Here is a 16013-nt window from a genome sequence, read left to right as displayed (position 1 = left end):
GCACAATCGCCGCCATGCAGATCACCGAGCACATCGCGTCGTTGTCCGAGGAGGGGCGGCTGCTCGCGGCGGCCGCCGAGCAGGCGGGTCCGGGAGCGTCCGTCCCGACCTGCCCCGGCTGGCAGATACGCCATCTGCTGCGGCACACGGGCATGGTGCACCGGTGGGCGGCGGCGTTCATCACCGAGGGGCACACCGCCTACCACCCCGACGGCGGCGAGCCCGACCTCGACGGGGCCGAACTCCTGGCCTGGTTCCGCGAGGGGCACCGCCATCTGGTCCGGTCCCTGGAGGAGGCGCCCGCCGACCTGGAGTGCTGGACCTTCCTTCCGGCCCCCTCACCGCTGGCGTTCTGGTCCCGCCGTCAGCTGCACGAGACGACCGTGCACCGGGTGGACGCGGAGTCGGCGCTCGGCGGCCCACTGACCCCGGTCTCCGCGGACCGGGCCGTCGACGGCATCGACGAACTGCTCACCGGCTTCCACGCCCGCCCCAAGAGCCGGGTCCGCTCGGACAAGCCGCGCACCCTGCGGGTACGGACCGTGGACACGACGGCGACCTGGACGGTGCGGATCTCCGAGGACCCGCCGCAGACCGTGCGCACGGCGGGCGAGGGGAACGCGGAAGAGGTCGACTGCGAGCTGAGCGGTACGGCGGAGGGGCTTCACCTCGTCCTCTGGAACCGGCTGCCGCTCACCGCCGTCACCCTGCGCGGCGACCGCGCGGTGGCCAGGCTCTGGACGGACAACTCCGCCGTGACCTGGTAGGGACGGGCCGGCTCAGCCGAGCCAGCCGGGGCGCACCAGCCCCGACTCGTAGGCGAGGACGACGAGCTGGGCCCGGTCCCGGGCCCCCAGCTTGACCATCGTGCGGCTGACGTGGGTCTTCGCGGTGAGCGGGCTGACGACCAGTCGGCGGGCGATCTCCTCGTTCGACAGGCCGATGCCGACGAGCGCCATCACCTCCCGCTCCCGTTCGGTGAGCAGGGCGAGCGAGGCGGCGGCGGTCGGTTCCTTGGAGCGGGCCGCGAACTCCGCGATCAGCCGGCGCGTGACGCCCGGGGAGAGCAGCGCGTCCCCGCCGACCACCGCCCGTACCGCGCGCAGCAGTTCCTCCGGTTCGGTGTCCTTGACCAGGAAGCCCGAGGCTCCGTTACGGAGGGCCTCGAAGACGTACTCGTCGAGTTCGAAGGTGGTGAGCATGACCACCTTCACCTCGTTCAGCTCCGGATCGCCGGTGATCCGCCGGGTGGCGGCAAGGCCGTCCAGGCGGGGCATGCGGATGTCCATCAGCACGATGTCGGGGCGCAGTTCGCGGACCAGGCGGACGGCCTCCTCGCCGTCGGCGGCCTCCCCGGCGACCTCGATGTCGGGCTGCGCGTCCAGCAGGGCGCGGAAGCCCGCCCGTACGAGGAGCTGGTCGTCGGCGAGAGTTACGCGGATCACATCGTCTCCTCGGGAGGCTCGGGCGGGCGTCGGTCGCGGTCCGGGGCGGTGAACGGCAGTTCGGCCAGGACCCGGAAGCCGCCGTCCGGGCGCGGGCCCGCCTCGATCGTGCCACCGAGGGCGGCGGCCCGCTCCCGCATCCCGACGAGTCCGTTGCCGCTGCCGCCCGCGTCGCCGCCGGTGGCCGGTCCCGCGTCGTCGATACGGAGGCGGACGCGCCCGGAGCCGTAGCCGATGCGCACCTCGGCGGTACGGGAGCCGGAGTGGCGGACGACGTTGGTCAGGGCTTCCTGGACGATGCGGAAGGCGGCGAGCCCGGCGCCTGGCGGAACGGCGGCCGGGTCGCCCTCGCTCTCGACGGTGACGGTGAGTCCGGCGGCCGCGGCCTGTTCGACGAGTTCCGGCAGCCGGTCGAGGCCGGGGGCGGGGGAGGTCGGGGCGTCGCCGGGCGTACGGAGGTTGGCGAGCACCTGGCGTACCTCGTCGAGCGCCTCCTTGCTGGCCCCCTTGATCGTGGTGAGGGCGGTGCGGGCCTGTTCGGGGTCGGAGTCGAGCAGCGCGAGCCCGACCCCGGCCTGCACGTTGATGACGGAGATGGAGTGGGCCAGCACATCGTGGAGTTCGCGGGCCATGCGCAGCCGCTCCTCGTCGGCCCGGCGACGCTCCGCCGCCTCGCGCTCCGCCCGTACGGCCGCCCACTGCTCGCGGCGTACCCGCAGCAGTTCGGCGGCGGCCACGACGGCGACGACCCAGGCGGTGACGAAGCCCTCCTGCGTCCAGGGCGCGGGCCCGTCGCCGTCCGGCGGCAGCCAGCGGTAGAGCCAGTGGGAGACCAGGACGTGCCCGGCCCACAGCCCGCCCAGCGACCACCAGGCGGCCTTGCGGTGTCCGGTCACGATCGCACTGAAGCAGCCGATGGCGACGGCGGCGAACACCGGGCCGTACGGATAGCCCGCCGCGAGGTAGACCAGGGTCGCCGCGCAGGTCGTGACCACGGCGACCACGGGCCGGCGACGCCGCAGGAGCAGCACGCCGACCGCGACGAACAGCAGCAGCCGGGCCGCCAGGTCCAGGGGCCGACGGCCCTGCCCTTCCTCGGCGAAGCCCGTACCGACCATGACGAACACCAGGAGCACGGCCGTCGACACCCAGGGCAGCCCGGCGGCGGTCCGCGAGCGCGCGCCGGACAGCCACGGCGGCCCGCCCCGGTGCGGCGGTTGCAGTTCGTCCATGGCGGCCACGCTAGACGGCGGGCGGGCGGGGAGGCGTCCGCCGTGCGTGGTGATCACCCGTACTCCGTGGGGAGTACGCCACCGGAGAGCCGGAAGGGCGGCGCGCCCGGCCCGTCAGGCCGTACCGGCGGCGCGCAGGCCCACCGAGCGGGCCAGCTCTCCTGCGGCCTGCCGGAACAGCGCCTCGCGTTCCTCGACGACCCGGTTGAACTGGCCGAACAGCTCGAAGGAGATCAGGCCGAACAGCTGCGCCCAGGCGGCGACCAGAGCGGCCACGGCCTCGGGCGGGACGCCCTCGGCGAAGTCGGCGGCCATCCGCTCCGCGTCGGCGCGCAGCCCGTCCGCGAGCGGCGGCAGGGTGAGGTCGCCGGCCCGGTACGCGCCGCGGACGATGTCGATGAGGACCAGGCCCACGCGTGCCGCGGGCCCGACCGTGTCCATCGGGGCGATGTAGCCGGGGACGGGTGAGCCGTAGATCAGGGCGTACTCATGGGGGTGGGCGAGCGCCCATTCCCGTACGGCACAGGCGACGGCGACCCAGCGCTCGGCGGGCGGCACCTCCGCCGACGCCTGCTCCTCCGCCGCCGGTTCCGTCCTGGCTTGCTCCGCCGCCGCTTGCTCCGCGGCCGCGCCGATCGCGTCGAACGCGTCGACGATCAGCGCGGTGAGCAGGTCGTCGCGGCTGGGGAAGTAGCGGTAGAGCGCGGAGGAGACCATGCCCAGCTCCCGGGCGACGGCCCGCAGCGAGAGCTTCGGCGCACCCTCCTCGGCGAGCTGCTTCCTGGCCTCGTCCTTGATCGCCGCGGTCACTTCGATACGGGCACGTTCCCTGGCCCCTCGGATGGTGCTCATGCGATCAGTCTGCCATGCGAATGGAGCACCGACCAAGAACGAGAGCAGCGCTCTTGCTTTGGATCACACATCTCGTGCACACTGATCTCAAGCGAGAGCATCGCTCTCTATAGCCCGGGAGTCATCATGTCGCAGCAGCCCTACTACCTCCGGGCGAGCGCCTCCGCCGCCCGCTTCAACAAGGTCGTCGGCTGGCTGGCCCGGCACGGCTTCAGCCTGATGGGGTCCGCCGAGCTGTCGGTGCGCGGGCGCAAGAGCGGGCAGATGCAGCGCGTCCCCGTCAACACCCACACCTTCGAGGGCGACCAGTACCTGGTCTCGGCGCGCGGCCACTCGCAGTGGGTGCGCAACATGCGCGTGGCGGGCGGCGGGGAGCTGCGGCTGGGCCGCAAGCTCAGCCGTTTCACCGCCGTGGAGATCCCCGACGACGCGCAGAAGGCCCGGATCCTCCGGGCCTATCTGGAGCGGTGGGGCTGGGAGGTCAACCAGTACTTCCAAGGGGTCACGGCGAAGTCCACGGACGCCGAGCTGCTGGCCGCCTGCCCGGACCACCCGGTCTTCCGCATCACCGTCGAGGCATGACGACGCCCCCGTGCCGTACGGGAGGTACGGGCAACGGGGGCGCGGTCGCGGTCGCGACGATCGGTGCCGCTAGCGGTCCATCGCGTGGAGCGCCCGCTGCGCCAGCGGGTGCGTACGGACGAGCTCGGCCAGCGACGTCGTGCCCCGGGTGATTCCGGCGAACGACTTCCAGGCCGGGCGGAAACCGGTCAGCACCGCGTGCAGCAGGCCAGGACGGCGCTCGAACAGCTTGAGCATGCGGCGGCCGACGCCCATCTCCACACCGAGGCCCGCCTTGATGGCGAACGCGTAGTTGAGGGCCTGACGGCGGGCGTCCACCGCGTCGTGCGCCTCGGCGATCCTGACCGCCCACTCCCCCGCGAGCCGCCCCGAGCGCAGCGCGAAAGAGATGCCCTCGCGGGTCCACGGCTCCAGCAGTCCGGCCGCGTCGCCGCAGACCACGACCCGGCCGCGGGAGAGCGGCGAGTCGTCGCTGCGGCAGCGGGTGAGATGGCCCGAGGAAATGGCGGGCTCGAATCCGGCGAGGCCGAGGCGGGCGATGAAGTCCTCCAGATACCGCTTGGTGCCCGCGCCGTCGCCGCGCGCCGAGATGACGCCGACGGTGAGCGTGTCGCCCTTGGGGAAGACCCAGCCGTAGCTTCCCGGCAGCGGGCCCCAGTCGATGAGGACCCGGCCCGCCCAGTCCTCCGCGACGGTGGCCGGAACCGGGATCTCCGCCTCCAGGCCGAGGTCGACCTGATCGAGCTTCACCCCGACATGGGCTCCTATCCGGCCCGCGCTGCCGTCCGCGCCGACGACCGCCCGCGCGAGCACGGTCTCGCCACCGGCCAGCACCACGGCGACCGTTCGCCGGTCGGGCACGGCGGGACCGTGCTGTTCGACCCGCACCACCGAGGCGCCGGTGCGCAGTTCGGCCCCGGCCTTCTGCGCCTCCTCGACCAGACCGGCGTCGAACTCGGGGCGGTTGATGAGCCCGAAGAGCATGCGCCGGGAGCGACGGGTGCGGGCCAGCTTGCCGTTGAGCGAGAAGGTGACCGCGTGGATGCGGTCCTTCAGGGGCAGTTCGAACCCGGGCGGCAGGGCGTCCCGGGAGAAGCCGATGATGCCTCCGCCGCAGGTCTTGTAGCGCGGCAGTTCCGCCTTCTCCAGCAGCAGGACTCTCCGGCCCGCCACGGCTGCCGCGTACGCCGCCGATGCCCCGGCCGGTCCGGCGCCGACCACGACGACATCCCACACCAACGACTCTTCCGGCTCACGTCCGGCGTCTGCGTTCTCGCTGCTCACGATGTGCTTCTGCTCCTGATCCGCCCAGTGGCCCCAAGCTGCTCACGGCATCCTACGGCGCGCTGTGGGCCGGCCCTCCTGTGGGAGGATCGGCCATGATTTCGTCGTACATGCGTCGTCGCACACACGGCTTCGCACACGGTCGCGTACACACCGCGCCCTACCCATAACGTCGCACCCACGAGGAGCGTGCCCATGACCGCCCGTCCGATTCCCGAGACCGTCGCCTCGCTGATGCCCCGCGCCCGGGAGGAGCTGGCCGAGCTGGTGGCGTTCCAGTCGGTGGCGGACCCGGCGGTGTTCCCGAGGAGCGAGTGCGAGGGCGCGGCGAACTGGGTCGCCGACGCGCTGCGCGCCGAGGGGTTCACGGACGTCGCCCTCCTGGACACCCCCGACGGGACGCAGTCCGTCTACGGCTACCTGCCGGGGCCGGCCGGGGCGCCGACCGTGCTGCTCTACGCCCACTACGACGTACAGCCGCCGCTGGACGAGTCGGCGTGGATCTCCCCGCCGTTCGAGCTGACCGAGCGTGACGGACGCTGGTACGGGCGGGGCGCGGCCGACTGCAAGGGCGGATTCATCATGCACCTGCTCGCGCTGCGCGCCCTGAAGGCGGACGGCGGCGTGCCGGTCTCGGTGAAGGTGATCGCCGAGGGCTCCGAGGAGCAGGGCACGGGCGGTCTGGAGCGGTACGCGGAGGCACACCCCGAGCTGCTGCGCGCGGACACGATCGTCATCGGCGACACCGGCAACTTCCGGGTCGGGCTGCCGACGGTCACGGCGACGCTGCGCGGGATGACGATGCTGCGCGTGCAGCTGGACACCCTCGAAGGGAACCTGCACTCGGGGCAGTTCGGCGGGGCGGCCCCGGACGCGCTGGCCGCGATGATCCAGCTGCTGGCCTCGCTGCGCGCCGAGGACGGGACGACCACGGTTGACGGTCTGACCGGTGACGCCGACTGGGACGGCATCCAGTACCCGGAGGCGGAGTTCCGGCAGGACGCGAAGGTGCTGGACGGGGTGGAGCTGATCGGCACGGGTACGGTCGCGGACCGCATCTGGGCCCGTCCCGCCGTCACCGTCATCGGCATCGACTGCCCGCCGGTGGTCGGCGCGACCCCGTCCGTGCAGGCGAGCGCCCGGGCCCAGATCAGCCTGCGGGTGCCGCCGGGCCACGACGCGGCCGAGGCGACGAAGCTGCTCACCGCGCACCTGGAGTCGCGTGCCCCCTGGGGTGCGCGGGTGAAGGTGGAACAGGTGGGCCAGGGCCAGCCGTTCCGGGCCGACATGAGCAGCCCGGCGTACCAGGCGATGGCCGACGCGATGCGGGACGCCTACCCGGGCCAGGAGATGCAGTCCTCCGGCATGGGCGGCTCCATCCCGCTGTGCAACACCCTGGCGGGCCTCTACCCGGAGGCGGAGATCCTGCTGATCGGGCTGAGCGAGCCGGAGGCGCAGATCCACGCGGTGAACGAGAGCGTGTCGCCCGAGGAGCTGGAGCGGATGTCGGTCGCCGAGGCGCTGTTCCTGCGCAACTACGCGGAGTCGAAGAAGGCCTGATCTCCCGGGTGGTGCTCCTCGGGGAGGCCCCGGCCGCACGGATCCACGCCCTCGGCGAAGTCGCCCGGAGCGTAGATCCGTGCGGCGTCCGGCCGCCGCTGCGTACGTTCGCCGCATGGATCTCGTCGAGGTGCTCCCCCAGTTGCACATGTTCCGCTTCCGGATCGGTCAGGCGTATCTCTGGCGCGACGGGGCGGACCTGACCCTGATCGACGCGGGCGACATCGAATCGGCCGCCGCGATCGAGGACGCGATCCTGGCCCTCGGCCACGACCCGGCCCGGATCCGCCGCATCGTCGTCACCCACGGCCACCGCGACCACTACGGGGCGGCGCAGGAGCTGGCGGACCGGCACGGCGCCGAGACCCTCGCCCACGCGCTGGACGCCCCGGTGATCCGGGGCGAGCGCCCCGTACCGGAGCCGGACCTGCTGGACTGGGAACGGCCGTTGTACGCCCATGGGGTGACGTGCCCCGAGGCCCCGCCGACGCGGGTCGACCGGGAGCTGACCGGCGGCGAGGTGCTGCCGTTCGGGGACGGTACGCGGGTGGTCCACGCCCCCGGCCACACACCGGGCTCCGTCGCGCTCCATCTGCCGCGCCACGGCGTGCTGTTCACCGGGGACGCCGTGGCCTCCGTGGAGCGGGTGATGCTCGGCGTGTTCAACGTGGACCGCGCGGAGGCGACGGCCACGTTCCGCCGCCTGACCGCGCTCGGGCCCCGCACCGTCTGCTGCGGCCACGGCGACCCGCTCACCGAGGACGCCGCGGCGGTGATGGAAGCGGCGGCGAACGGCCGGTGAGAACCTCTCACCCCACCGGCACCCCCGCCTCCAGGTTCAGCACCGTCCTCCGCTCGCGCGCCCGCAGGGCCCAGCGCAGTCGTTCGTACCGGGTGGGCGGCAGCATCCCCGCGGCCTCCTCCTCGGTGACGAAGCGCCAGCCGCGCAGTTCGGAGCCGGGCAGCAGCAGCCGGCCGGCGTCCTCGGAGCGGAGCAGGCCGCCGTCGAAGAGGAAGCGGAGCCCGCCGTAGCCGGGCGGGCGGGGCGACTCCCAGTCGACGAGGAGCAGGGTGGGCACCCGGTCGAGGCTGAGGCCGATCTCCTCGGCGACCTCACGGATCCCGGCCTGCGCGGGGGCCTCGCCCGCCTCCACGACCCCGCCGGGGAACTCCCACCCCGGTTTGTACGTGGGGTCGACGAGCAGCACCCGGTCCTGCTCGTCGAAGAGCAGCACCCCGGCGGCCACCGTCTCACCGGTCGGCTCGGGGCTCTGCACGATGGGGCACGGCGGCACGCTCCCGGTGCGCACGGCGTCCGCGATCCGCTCGGCGGTCTCCCGGGGGGTGAGGGCGCCGTTGTCGACGACATGCGCGTCCTCGGCGATCCAGCCGAGCGCGTCGCGGTACGGGCCGATGTGCTCGTACGCCCACCGGCGCACCCGGTCGTTCTGCTCGTCGTCGCCGGGAAACTCCTCACGGCCCGCGATCCGGCTCCGCAGGATCGTTTCCTCAGGTGAGAGCGCCACATGCCGGACCGGGATGCGCCGAGAGGCGAGCCCGCCGAAGATCTCGTCGCGGTACTCCTGCCGCAGCAGCGTCATCGGCACCACCAGCACCCCGGGCACCTCGGCGAGCAGCGCCGCCGCCGTGTCCACCACGAGCCGCCGCCAGATCGGCAGGTCCTGGAAGTCGGTGACCTCGGCGAGCCGCTTCTGCGGCAGCAGGGCGCGCAGCCCCGCGCCGGTGATCTCCGGGTCGTACAGCGTGCTGTTCGGAATCAGATCGATCAGTTCGCCGGCGGCGCTGGTCTTGCCCGCGCCGAACGCACCGTTGATCCAGACGATCACGGTTCCCCCTCTTCCGTAGCCCCCTGTGGCTTGCCCGCAACACCCTGCCGCGGAAACCCCGAGGGGGCGACGGCGTTGGCCGGATGCGGCCGCCCGGCCGCCACCGTGCGAACGCGGCACGCGGCCGATGGACCCAGAAGGCGCCCGGCCTGACGAACCGGGCGCCTCCTGGAAGCCGTTGCGGCCCCGGGCCGGCTACCGCAGGGCGATGGCCGCCGCCGCGGCCCCGACCAGGCCCGCGTCGTTACCCATCACGGCGGGCGCCACCGTCAGCCGGCGGAGGTAGGAGAGCGTGGCGTACTCGCGCAGGATGCGGCGCAGCGGTACGAAGAGGACGTCACCGGCCCCGGCCACTCCCCCGCCGACCACCGCGATGTCGAGGTCCGCCAAGGTGGCGGTCGCGGCGATGCCGGCGGCCAGTGCCTGGGCCGCGCGCTCGTACGAGGCGATGGCGACCGGGTCCCCGGCGCGGGCGGCGACGGCGACCGCGGCGGCCGTCGCGTCGCCGTCCGGGCCGGGCCGCCAGCCGTTCTCCAGGGCGCGGCGGGCGATGTTGGGGCCGCTGGCGATGCCTTCGACGCAGCCGCGCGCACCGCAGGGGCACGGGTCGCCGTCCAGGTCGACGCTGATGTGGCCGATGTGCCCGGCGTTGCCCGAGGGGCCCGGGCGCAGGGTGCCGCCGAGGACGAGGCCGCCGCCGACACCCGTCGACACGACGAGGCAGAGCGCGTTGTCGTAGCCCCGGGCGGCGCCGAGCCAGTGCTCGGCGGCCGTCATCGCGACCCCGTCGCCCACCAGCGCGACCGACAGCCCGCCCGCCGTCTTGTGCACCCGCTCCACCAGCGGGAAGTCCCGCCAGCCGGGGACATTGACCGGACTGACCGTGCCCGCGGCGGCGTCCACGGGACCTGCGCTGCCGATGCCGACGGAACCGGCCCTGCCCCACAGCGGCGAGGCCATCAGCTCGCCCAGCACCTCGTCCACCGCCCCCATGACCGCCTCGGCGCCCTCCCGGGCGGGCGTCGGCCGCTGCGCCCGTACGAGGAGGGATCCGTCGCCGTCCACCAGCGCTCCGGCGATCTTGGTGCCGCCGATGTCGAGCGCGGCGACGAGGTCGGTATGCATCGGTGTGGGCTCTCCGGATCGCTGAAGGGGCGGGACCTGCGGGTTCCGTCCATAGTCTGCACAGTCTTCATCCTCTTGACAACGTTGTCCAGGGCCTATGCTCGACGCCACAGCCTCCGATCACCCCCGCGGCGCCCCGTCTCGGCCCCGCTCGGCCCCGGCCGGAGCACCGCAGAGCCCCGCCCGTATCCGACGACAGGACAGCGCACGTGGACCGGACCGCCCGTCATTCCGAGACCCGCTACGGCAACCGGCCGACCATGAAGGACGTGGCGGCCCGGGCCGGAGTCGGCCTGAAGACGGTCTCCCGGGTGGTGAACAGCGAGCCCGGCGTCACGCCCGACACCGAGCGCCGCGTGCAGGAGGCGATCGACGCGCTGGGCTTCCGCCGCAACGACAGCGCCCGGGTGCTGCGCAAGGGGCGTACGGCATCCATCGGACTGGTCCTGGAGGATCTGGCGGACCCGTTCTACGGTCCGCTGAGCCGCGCGGTGGAGGAGGTCGCCCGGGCGCACGGTGCGTTGCTGATCAACGGTTCCAGCGCCGAGGACCCGGAGCGGGAGCAGGAGTTGGTGCTGGCGCTGTGCGCCCGCCGCGTCGACGGTCTGATCGTGATCCCGGCGGGCGACGACCACCGCTATCTGGAGCCGGAGATCAAGGCGGGCATCGCCACGGTGTTCGTGGACCGTCCGGCGGGCCACGTGGACGTCGACATGGTGCTCTCCGACAGCTTCGGCGGGGCCAGGGAGGGCGTGGCGCATCTGATCGCGCACGGTCACCGCAGGATCGGGTTCATCGGTGACCAGCCGCGGATCCATACGGCCACCGAGCGTCTGCGCGGCTACCACGCCGCGATGCGGGACGCGGGCATCGCCGTCGAGGACGACTGGGTCTCCCTCGGTTCCACCGAGCCGGAGCGGGTGCGGGCCGCGGCCGAGGAGATGCTGAGCGGCCCCGAACCGATCACCGCTCTCTTCGCGGGCAACAACCGGGTGACGGTGACGGCGGTGCGGGTGATCGCGGAGCGGGAGCGTCCGGTGGCGCTGGTCGGGTTCGACGACATCGAGCTGGCCGATCTGCTCGGCATCACCGTGATCTCGCAGGACGCGGCGGCGGTCGGCCGGACCGCCGCCGAGCACCTGTTCCGCCGCCTCGACGGGGCGAACCACGCCCCCGCGCGGGTGGAGCTGCCGACGACGCTGATCCCGCGAGGCTCGGGCGAACTGCCGCCTGCCTGAGCCGGGTCGGCCCCCGGGAGGCCCCTCGTCAGGCCGCGGCGGCCACCGGCCGGAACTCCCGGGTCAGCAACGCCAGGAGCCGCGCAGGCGCGTCCTCAGGGGTCGCGTGGCCCGCACCCTCCAGCCAGTGCAGCTCGGAGTGCGGGATCAGCGCGTGCAGCTGCTCGGCGAAGAGCGGCGGCAGGAAGCCGTCCTCGCGGCCCCAGATGATCCGGGTCGGCACCGGTACGGACCCCAGCAGATGCCGGAACTCGTCGGTGTCCGCCTGCTCCAGCTGCCCGTACTGGCGGTAGTACGCGGCCCTGCCCTCCTCACCGCGCCACGGGGCGAGATGGGCGGCCAGCACGTCCGGCCGGTAGCCGGTGTGGCTCGCGAAGCGCAGGTGGCTCTCGGCCAGCGCCTCGTGCGCGTAGACGGGCAGTTGCTCGAAGACGCGCGCGTTGTCCCGTACGAGCCTGAACAGCCCGGTCCCCCAGTCACCGCAGCCCACCGCGTCGACCAGGGTGAGATCGGCGTACCGCGCTCCTTCCAGCAACAGCGCCCGCAGCGCCACGGCCCCGCCGATGTCGTGGGCGATCACCCTCGGGCGCTCAAGACCCCAGTGGTCCAGCAGCCCGGTGAACACCCGCGTGTGCGCGGCCAGCCGGAGATCCTGCCCGGCGCGCTGCTCCGACTGCCCGAAGCCGAGCAGGTCGAAGACGTGGACCTGGTGGTCCCGGGCGAGCGCCGGTGCGATCTCGCGCCAGATGCGCGACGAGAACGGGGTGCCGTGGAGCAGGACGACCGGGTCGCCCTCCCCCAGCACGTCCCAGCGGACCGTCCCGTCCGGGGTCTCGAATGTCCTGGTCAGATCGCCGTTCATGACACGCCTCCTGATGTCGGGCGCAGAACCCTGCCGGACTTTCGACGTTACCAGAGCAAGCCGATTGTCGGTAACGTTGATAAAGTGGGGATCATGCGACGGAACCCGGCACCCCCGGAACTCGAACCGGTCGAGGCGTTCTGCAACACGGCGACCCTGCTCCACGGAGAGGACGAGCTCGCCCGCCCGGGGACGGCGGGCGGCTGGCTGCGGGCGTACGGATATCCGGAAGCGGTCGCCCCGGCCGAACTGGCGGCGCTCACTCGGGCCCGGGAGACCGTGCGGGCATTCCTCGTGGAGCGGACCTCGCCGGAGGCCCTCGACGCCCTCAACCGGCTGATCCGCTCCGTGGCGGGCGCCCCGGCCGTACAGCCGGACGGCACACTCGCCCTGCGCCCGGCCGACGACGACGGGCCGGCGGCACAGATCGTACGAACGGTGCTCGAAGCCCTGCTGCGGTACGGCCTGACCGGGCGTCACGCCACCCGCCTCAAGGCCTGCGCGGCTCCCGAATGCCGTTGGGTCTTCTACGACCGGGCGCCGTCGTCGAACGGCCTGTGGTGCGACATGGATGTGTGCGGCGCCCGGCACAAGATGCGGGCCTACCGCGCCCGTGGCGGGGCCGCCGCACGCCGGGACGGCTGATCACCAGGGCTGTTGGGGTGGCGGCCCGGCCCGTCGGGGCGTGGTGCCTCCGGGCCGGCGGGGGTGGTTCCTAACGTCGGCCGTCGGCGCCCGAGGGGCGGTTCCGGCGGATCAGGACCGGATACACCACGGCCCCGGCCACGACCCGCCGGACACGCCGAACACGCCCCGGGCCCGTACGGCAGCGGCAGCACGTCCAGAACAGGTGCGTACCTCATGAGCCATCCCGCAACAGCCCCGTCGGCGTCCACACCTTCCGGCGACCCGAGGGCGGATGCCCCGAAGCCGGTCCGCAGACAGTCCCGTTGGCGGCTCGCCGCGATGGCCGCGGCGCTGCTGCTCTGCGCGGCGCCGGTCGCCTCCGCCGCCCCCGGGACCGCACCCCGCACGGCGGAAGGGCGCCCTCCGGCACACGGCGGGGCGCCCCTGTACATCTCCGACTACAGCGACAACACCGTGCTGCGGCTGCCACCCGGTGGCGGGGCCCCGGTCATGGTCGCGGTGACCGGCCTGATCCGCCCGACCGGGATGGCGCTCGGCTCCTCGGGCGACCTGTACATCTCCGACACCGGCAACAACCGGGTCGTCCGGGTGCCGGGCGACGGCGGCCCCCAGACCGTCGTCCCGACCACTGACCTCTCCCGCCCCATCGGGCTGGCGCTCAACGCGGACGGTGATCTCTACATCGCCGACAGCTTCAACGACCGGGTCGTGAAGGTGCCCGCCGACGGCAGCGGCCAGGTCACCGTCCCCACCACCGGTCTGCTCCACCCCAACGGGCTCGCCCTGGACAGGGCGGGGAACCTCTTCGTGGCGGACTTCGTCAACGACCGCGTGGTCAAGGTCCCGGCCGACGGCGGCCCGCAGACGACCGTGCCCACGACCGGCCTCTCCCAGCCGACCGGCCTGGCCTTCGGCAGAGGAGGGGACCTGTACGTCTCCGACAGCGGCAACGACCGGGTGGTGCGGCTGCCGGCGGGCGGCGGACCGCAGCGGACCGCCCCGGCGATCGGGCTCAACTCCCCGTACGGCCTCGCCTTCGACCCCGCCGGCGCGCTGTACATCGCGGACTTCAACAACGACCGGGTGGTGAAGCTGCCGGTGCGCGGCGGCCAGCGGACGGTGCCGGTCGCGGGCCTGCGCACCCCGGCGGGACTGGCGATCCCCTCAGGGCGCAAAGGCCATGGCTCTACGGAGCGGTGACCGTCAGGTCGCCCCGGCGCGGGGAGGCGAAGGCGTCCAGGTCCGCACGGGTCAGGCCGGTCAGCCGGGCGACCTCGGCGGTGTCCAGCGCGCCGCAGTCGATGCCGCGCAGCAGATAGCCGCTCAGCGCCTTGGCGGTGGCGGGTTCGTCCATGACGTCACCGCCGGCCTTGGCCACGTAGGCGGCGAGCCGGGCGGCGGCGGGCTCCAGGCCCTCGCGGTAGAAGGCGTAGACGGCCGCGTAGCGCGTCGGCAGGTGGCCGGGGTGCATGTCCCAGCCCTGGTAGTAGGCGCGGGCCAGAGCGCGGCGGGTGAGGCCGTAGTGGAGCCGCCAGGCCTCGTGGACCTGGGCGGTCGGGCCGACGGGCAGGACGTTGGTGGAGCCGTCGGAGACGCGTACGCCGGTGCCCGCGGCCGCGACCTGCATGACGGCCTTGGCGTGGTCGGCGGCCGGGTGGTCGCTGGCCTGGTAGGCGGCGCTGACCCCGACGCAGGCGCTGTAGTCGAAGGTGCCGTAGTGCAGCCCGGTCGCCCGGCCCCGGGAAGCGTCGATCATGCGGGCGACGGCGGCGGTCCCGTCGGCGGCGAGGATGGACTGGCTGGTCTCGATCTGGATCTCGAAGCCGATACGCCCGGCGTCGAGGCCGTGGGCCTTCTCGAAGGCTTCGAGGAGCTGGACGAAGGCGGTGACCTGCTCGGGGTACGTGACCTTCGGCAGGGTCAGCACGAGCCCTTCGGGGAGCCCGCCCGCCGCCATCAGACCGGTGAGGAAGACATCGGTGGTGCGGATGCCCCGGTCGCGAACTCCGGCCTCCATGCACTTCATCCGGATGCCCATGTACGGGGCGGCGGTGCCGTTCGCGTACGCCTCGGAGACCAGGCGCGCGGCGCGGGCGGCGGCTTCGTCCTCCTCGGCGTCCGGACGGGGGCCGTAGCCGTCCTCGAAGTCGATGCGCAGGTCCTCGACGGGCTCACGCTCCAGCTTGGCGCGTACGCGGTCGTGGACCGGGCCCGCCAGCTCGTCGGGGATGCCGAGGACGGCGGCGAACGAGGCGGCGTCGGGGGCGTGTTCGTCGAGGGCGGCCAGCGCCTGGTCGCCCCAGGAGCGCAGGGTGCCGGGCTCGAAGACGTCACCGGGTACGTAGACGGTGTGCACGGGCTGGCGGGTACCGGGATCGCCCGGGTAGCGGCGGGCGAGCTCCGCGTCGACCGCCGCGAGGGAGGCGCTGATCTCCTCGCTGACCGTGCCCGCGAGGCTCGTCGCCACCTTCTCCTGCTGACCCATGACCGTACCCTCCACACTCTCGCCGTTTCCGCTTCCCGGAATCAACAATCCGTATAGTGAAGTTATAAGGCCGCTCGACCTGCGTCAATGGTCGCCCGGAACGGCACCGGGCCGCGCGGTGGGGTTCACCGTGCGGCCCGGGCGGGAGTCGTGCGAGGAGGGGTCAGCCCTTGCGGGTGTTGATCTCCTCGGTCAGCTGGGGAACGACCGTGAAGAGGTCGCCGATGACGCCGTAGTCGACGAGCTCGAAGATCGGGGCCTCGGCGTCCTTGTTGATCGCGACGATCGTCTTCGAGGTCTGCATCCCCGCCCGGTGCTGGATCGCACCCGAGATACCCGAAGCGATGTACAGCTGCGGCGAGACCGACTTACCGGTCTGCCCGACCTGCGAGGTGTGCGGGTACCAGCCCGCGTCCACCGCCGCACGCGACGCACCCACCGCAGCCCCCAGACTGTCGGCGAGGGCTTCGATCAGCGGGAAGTTCTCCGCACCGTTGACCCCACGCCCACCCGAGACCACGATCGCCGCCTCGGTCAGCTCCGGACGCCCGGTCGACTCACGCGCCGTCCGCGACGTCACCTTCGTGCCCGTCGCGCCCGCGCTGAACGACACCGGCAGGGCCTCCACCGCACCCGCGGCAGCAGCCGGCTCGACCGGAGCCGAGTTCGGCTTCACCGTGATCACCGGAACACCCTGAGACACCCGGGACTTCGTCGTGTACGAAGCGGCGAACACCGCCTGCGTCGCCACCGGACCCTCATCCCCGGCCTCCAGGTCGGTGGCGTCGGTGATGATGCCCGACTTGATCCGCAACGCCAGACGCGCCGCGATCTCCTTGCCCTCCGCCGAGGA

At 73.2% G+C, this 16013-nt stretch carries 16 protein-coding genes; 7 read left to right on the top strand and 9 right to left on the bottom strand.

Going from position 1 to position 16013, the window contains the following annotated elements:
• The first annotated feature begins 14 nt into the window (after nucleotides 1–14).
• A complete protein-coding gene (locus A3Q37_RS18610) occupies nucleotides 15–767 on the top strand; it encodes a maleylpyruvate isomerase family mycothiol-dependent enzyme (RefSeq protein ID WP_065485943.1) in 753 nt (250 codons plus the stop codon).
• A gap of 12 nt (nucleotides 768–779) precedes the next feature.
• Here the strand turns inward: A3Q37_RS18610 and A3Q37_RS18605 are convergent, their stop codons facing one another.
• From A3Q37_RS18605 to A3Q37_RS18595, 3 genes are all read right to left on the bottom strand, one after another.
• Nucleotides 780–1445, bottom strand: coding sequence for a response regulator transcription factor (locus A3Q37_RS18605; protein ID WP_065485939.1), 666 nt, complete (start codon nucleotides 1443–1445; stop codon nucleotides 780–782).
• Nucleotides 1442–2677, bottom strand: a complete 1236-nt coding sequence (locus tag A3Q37_RS18600; protein ID WP_065486258.1) for a sensor histidine kinase — start codon at nucleotides 2675–2677, stop codon at nucleotides 1442–1444. The genes A3Q37_RS18605 and A3Q37_RS18600 overlap by 4 nt, the downstream gene beginning before the upstream one ends.
• Before the next feature lie 114 nt (nucleotides 2678–2791).
• Complete coding sequence (locus A3Q37_RS18595) at nucleotides 2792–3529, bottom strand: TetR/AcrR family transcriptional regulator (protein ID WP_065485935.1); 738 nt, start codon at nucleotides 3527–3529, stop codon at nucleotides 2792–2794.
• A 126-nt stretch (nucleotides 3530–3655) separates the two neighbouring features.
• Here A3Q37_RS18595 and A3Q37_RS18590 point away from each other — a divergent pair, with 126 nt between their 5' ends.
• Nucleotides 3656–4111, top strand: a complete 456-nt coding sequence (locus tag A3Q37_RS18590) for a nitroreductase family deazaflavin-dependent oxidoreductase (RefSeq protein WP_065485927.1) — start codon at nucleotides 3656–3658, stop codon at nucleotides 4109–4111.
• A gap of 69 nt (nucleotides 4112–4180) precedes the next feature.
• Here the strand turns inward: A3Q37_RS18590 and A3Q37_RS18585 are convergent, their stop codons facing one another.
• The gene (locus A3Q37_RS18585; RefSeq protein WP_065485925.1) at nucleotides 4181–5395 is read right to left on the bottom strand and encodes a geranylgeranyl reductase family protein; all 1215 of its coding nucleotides are present in this window, start codon (nucleotides 5393–5395) and stop codon (nucleotides 4181–4183) included.
• A 195-nt stretch (nucleotides 5396–5590) separates the two neighbouring features.
• On the opposite strand from A3Q37_RS18585, the gene A3Q37_RS18580 reads away from it, so the two are divergent.
• A complete protein-coding gene (locus A3Q37_RS18580) occupies nucleotides 5591–6955 on the top strand; it encodes a dipeptidase (protein ID WP_065485922.1) in 1365 nt (454 codons plus the stop codon).
• A 115-nt stretch (nucleotides 6956–7070) separates the two neighbouring features.
• Nucleotides 7071–7757, top strand: coding sequence for an MBL fold metallo-hydrolase (locus A3Q37_RS18575; protein ID WP_065486256.1), 687 nt, complete (start codon nucleotides 7071–7073; stop codon nucleotides 7755–7757).
• Between the two features lie 7 nt (nucleotides 7758–7764).
• Here A3Q37_RS18575 and A3Q37_RS18570 read toward each other — a convergent pair whose 3' ends face one another.
• Together A3Q37_RS18570 and A3Q37_RS18565 are read right to left on the bottom strand one after the other, a co-directional pair.
• Nucleotides 7765–8802, bottom strand: a complete 1038-nt coding sequence (locus tag A3Q37_RS18570; RefSeq protein ID WP_065485920.1) for an NUDIX hydrolase — start codon at nucleotides 8800–8802, stop codon at nucleotides 7765–7767.
• A gap of 195 nt (nucleotides 8803–8997) precedes the next feature.
• On the bottom strand, nucleotides 8998–9927 hold the full coding sequence (locus A3Q37_RS18565) for an ROK family protein (RefSeq protein WP_065485917.1): 930 nt from the start codon (nucleotides 9925–9927) through the stop codon (nucleotides 8998–9000).
• A gap of 209 nt (nucleotides 9928–10136) precedes the next feature.
• Here A3Q37_RS18565 and A3Q37_RS18560 point away from each other — a divergent pair, with 209 nt between their 5' ends.
• The gene (locus tag A3Q37_RS18560) at nucleotides 10137–11165 is read left to right on the top strand and encodes a LacI family DNA-binding transcriptional regulator (protein WP_107471557.1); all 1029 of its coding nucleotides are present in this window, start codon (nucleotides 10137–10139) and stop codon (nucleotides 11163–11165) included.
• A gap of 28 nt (nucleotides 11166–11193) precedes the next feature.
• Here A3Q37_RS18560 and A3Q37_RS18555 read toward each other — a convergent pair whose 3' ends face one another.
• Nucleotides 11194–12027, bottom strand: coding sequence for an alpha/beta fold hydrolase (locus A3Q37_RS18555; RefSeq protein ID WP_065485915.1), 834 nt, complete (start codon nucleotides 12025–12027; stop codon nucleotides 11194–11196).
• Nucleotides 12028–12120: 93 nt separating this feature from the next.
• On the opposite strand from A3Q37_RS18555, the gene A3Q37_RS18550 reads away from it, so the two are divergent.
• Nucleotides 12121–12672, top strand: a complete 552-nt coding sequence (locus A3Q37_RS18550) for a CGNR zinc finger domain-containing protein (RefSeq protein ID WP_065485913.1) — start codon at nucleotides 12121–12123, stop codon at nucleotides 12670–12672.
• Nucleotides 12673–12888: 216 nt separating this feature from the next.
• Nucleotides 12889–13875, top strand: a complete 987-nt coding sequence (locus tag A3Q37_RS18545; protein ID WP_255311854.1) for an SMP-30/gluconolactonase/LRE family protein — start codon at nucleotides 12889–12891, stop codon at nucleotides 13873–13875.
• Here A3Q37_RS18545 and A3Q37_RS18540 read toward each other — a convergent pair.
• Together A3Q37_RS18540 and A3Q37_RS18535 are read right to left on the bottom strand one after the other, a co-directional pair.
• On the bottom strand, nucleotides 13862–15160 hold the full coding sequence (locus tag A3Q37_RS18540) for a DUF6986 family protein (protein WP_065486253.1): 1299 nt from the start codon (nucleotides 15158–15160) through the stop codon (nucleotides 13862–13864). The genes A3Q37_RS18545 and A3Q37_RS18540 overlap by 14 nt on opposite strands.
• A 163-nt stretch (nucleotides 15161–15323) precedes the next feature.
• The coding region (locus A3Q37_RS18535; RefSeq protein ID WP_065485909.1) for an electron transfer flavoprotein subunit alpha/FixB family protein at nucleotides 15324–16013 on the bottom strand (690 nt) is incomplete at its 5' end.

The sequence above is a fragment of the Streptomyces sp. PTY087I2 genome, assembly GCF_001687325.1.
Taxonomy (GTDB): domain Bacteria; phylum Actinomycetota; class Actinomycetes; order Streptomycetales; family Streptomycetaceae; genus Streptomyces.
This window is presented reverse-complemented; position numbering and strand designations above follow the sequence as displayed.

Coding starts and splice junctions, on each gene's coding strand:
- A3Q37_RS18545 (WP_255311854.1), top strand. CDS start 12,889: ATGAGCCATCCCGCAACAGCCCCGTCGGCGTCCACACCTTCCGGCGAC.
- A3Q37_RS18600 (WP_065486258.1), bottom strand. CDS start 2,677: ATGGACGAACTGCAACCGCCGCACCGGGGCGGGCCGCCGTGGCTGTCC.
- A3Q37_RS18595 (WP_065485935.1), bottom strand. CDS start 3,529: ATGAGCACCATCCGAGGGGCCAGGGAACGTGCCCGTATCGAAGTGACC.
- A3Q37_RS18610 (WP_065485943.1), top strand. CDS start 15: ATGCAGATCACCGAGCACATCGCGTCGTTGTCCGAGGAGGGGCGGCTG.
- A3Q37_RS18550 (WP_065485913.1), top strand. CDS start 12,121: ATGCGACGGAACCCGGCACCCCCGGAACTCGAACCGGTCGAGGCGTTC.
- A3Q37_RS18565 (WP_065485917.1), bottom strand. CDS start 9,927: ATGCATACCGACCTCGTCGCCGCGCTCGACATCGGCGGCACCAAGATC.
- A3Q37_RS18590 (WP_065485927.1), top strand. CDS start 3,656: ATGTCGCAGCAGCCCTACTACCTCCGGGCGAGCGCCTCCGCCGCCCGC.
- A3Q37_RS18575 (WP_065486256.1), top strand. CDS start 7,071: ATGGATCTCGTCGAGGTGCTCCCCCAGTTGCACATGTTCCGCTTCCGG.
- A3Q37_RS18540 (WP_065486253.1), bottom strand. CDS start 15,160: ATGGGTCAGCAGGAGAAGGTGGCGACGAGCCTCGCGGGCACGGTCAGC.
- A3Q37_RS18580 (WP_065485922.1), top strand. CDS start 5,591: ATGACCGCCCGTCCGATTCCCGAGACCGTCGCCTCGCTGATGCCCCGC.
- A3Q37_RS18555 (WP_065485915.1), bottom strand. CDS start 12,027: ATGAACGGCGATCTGACCAGGACATTCGAGACCCCGGACGGGACGGTC.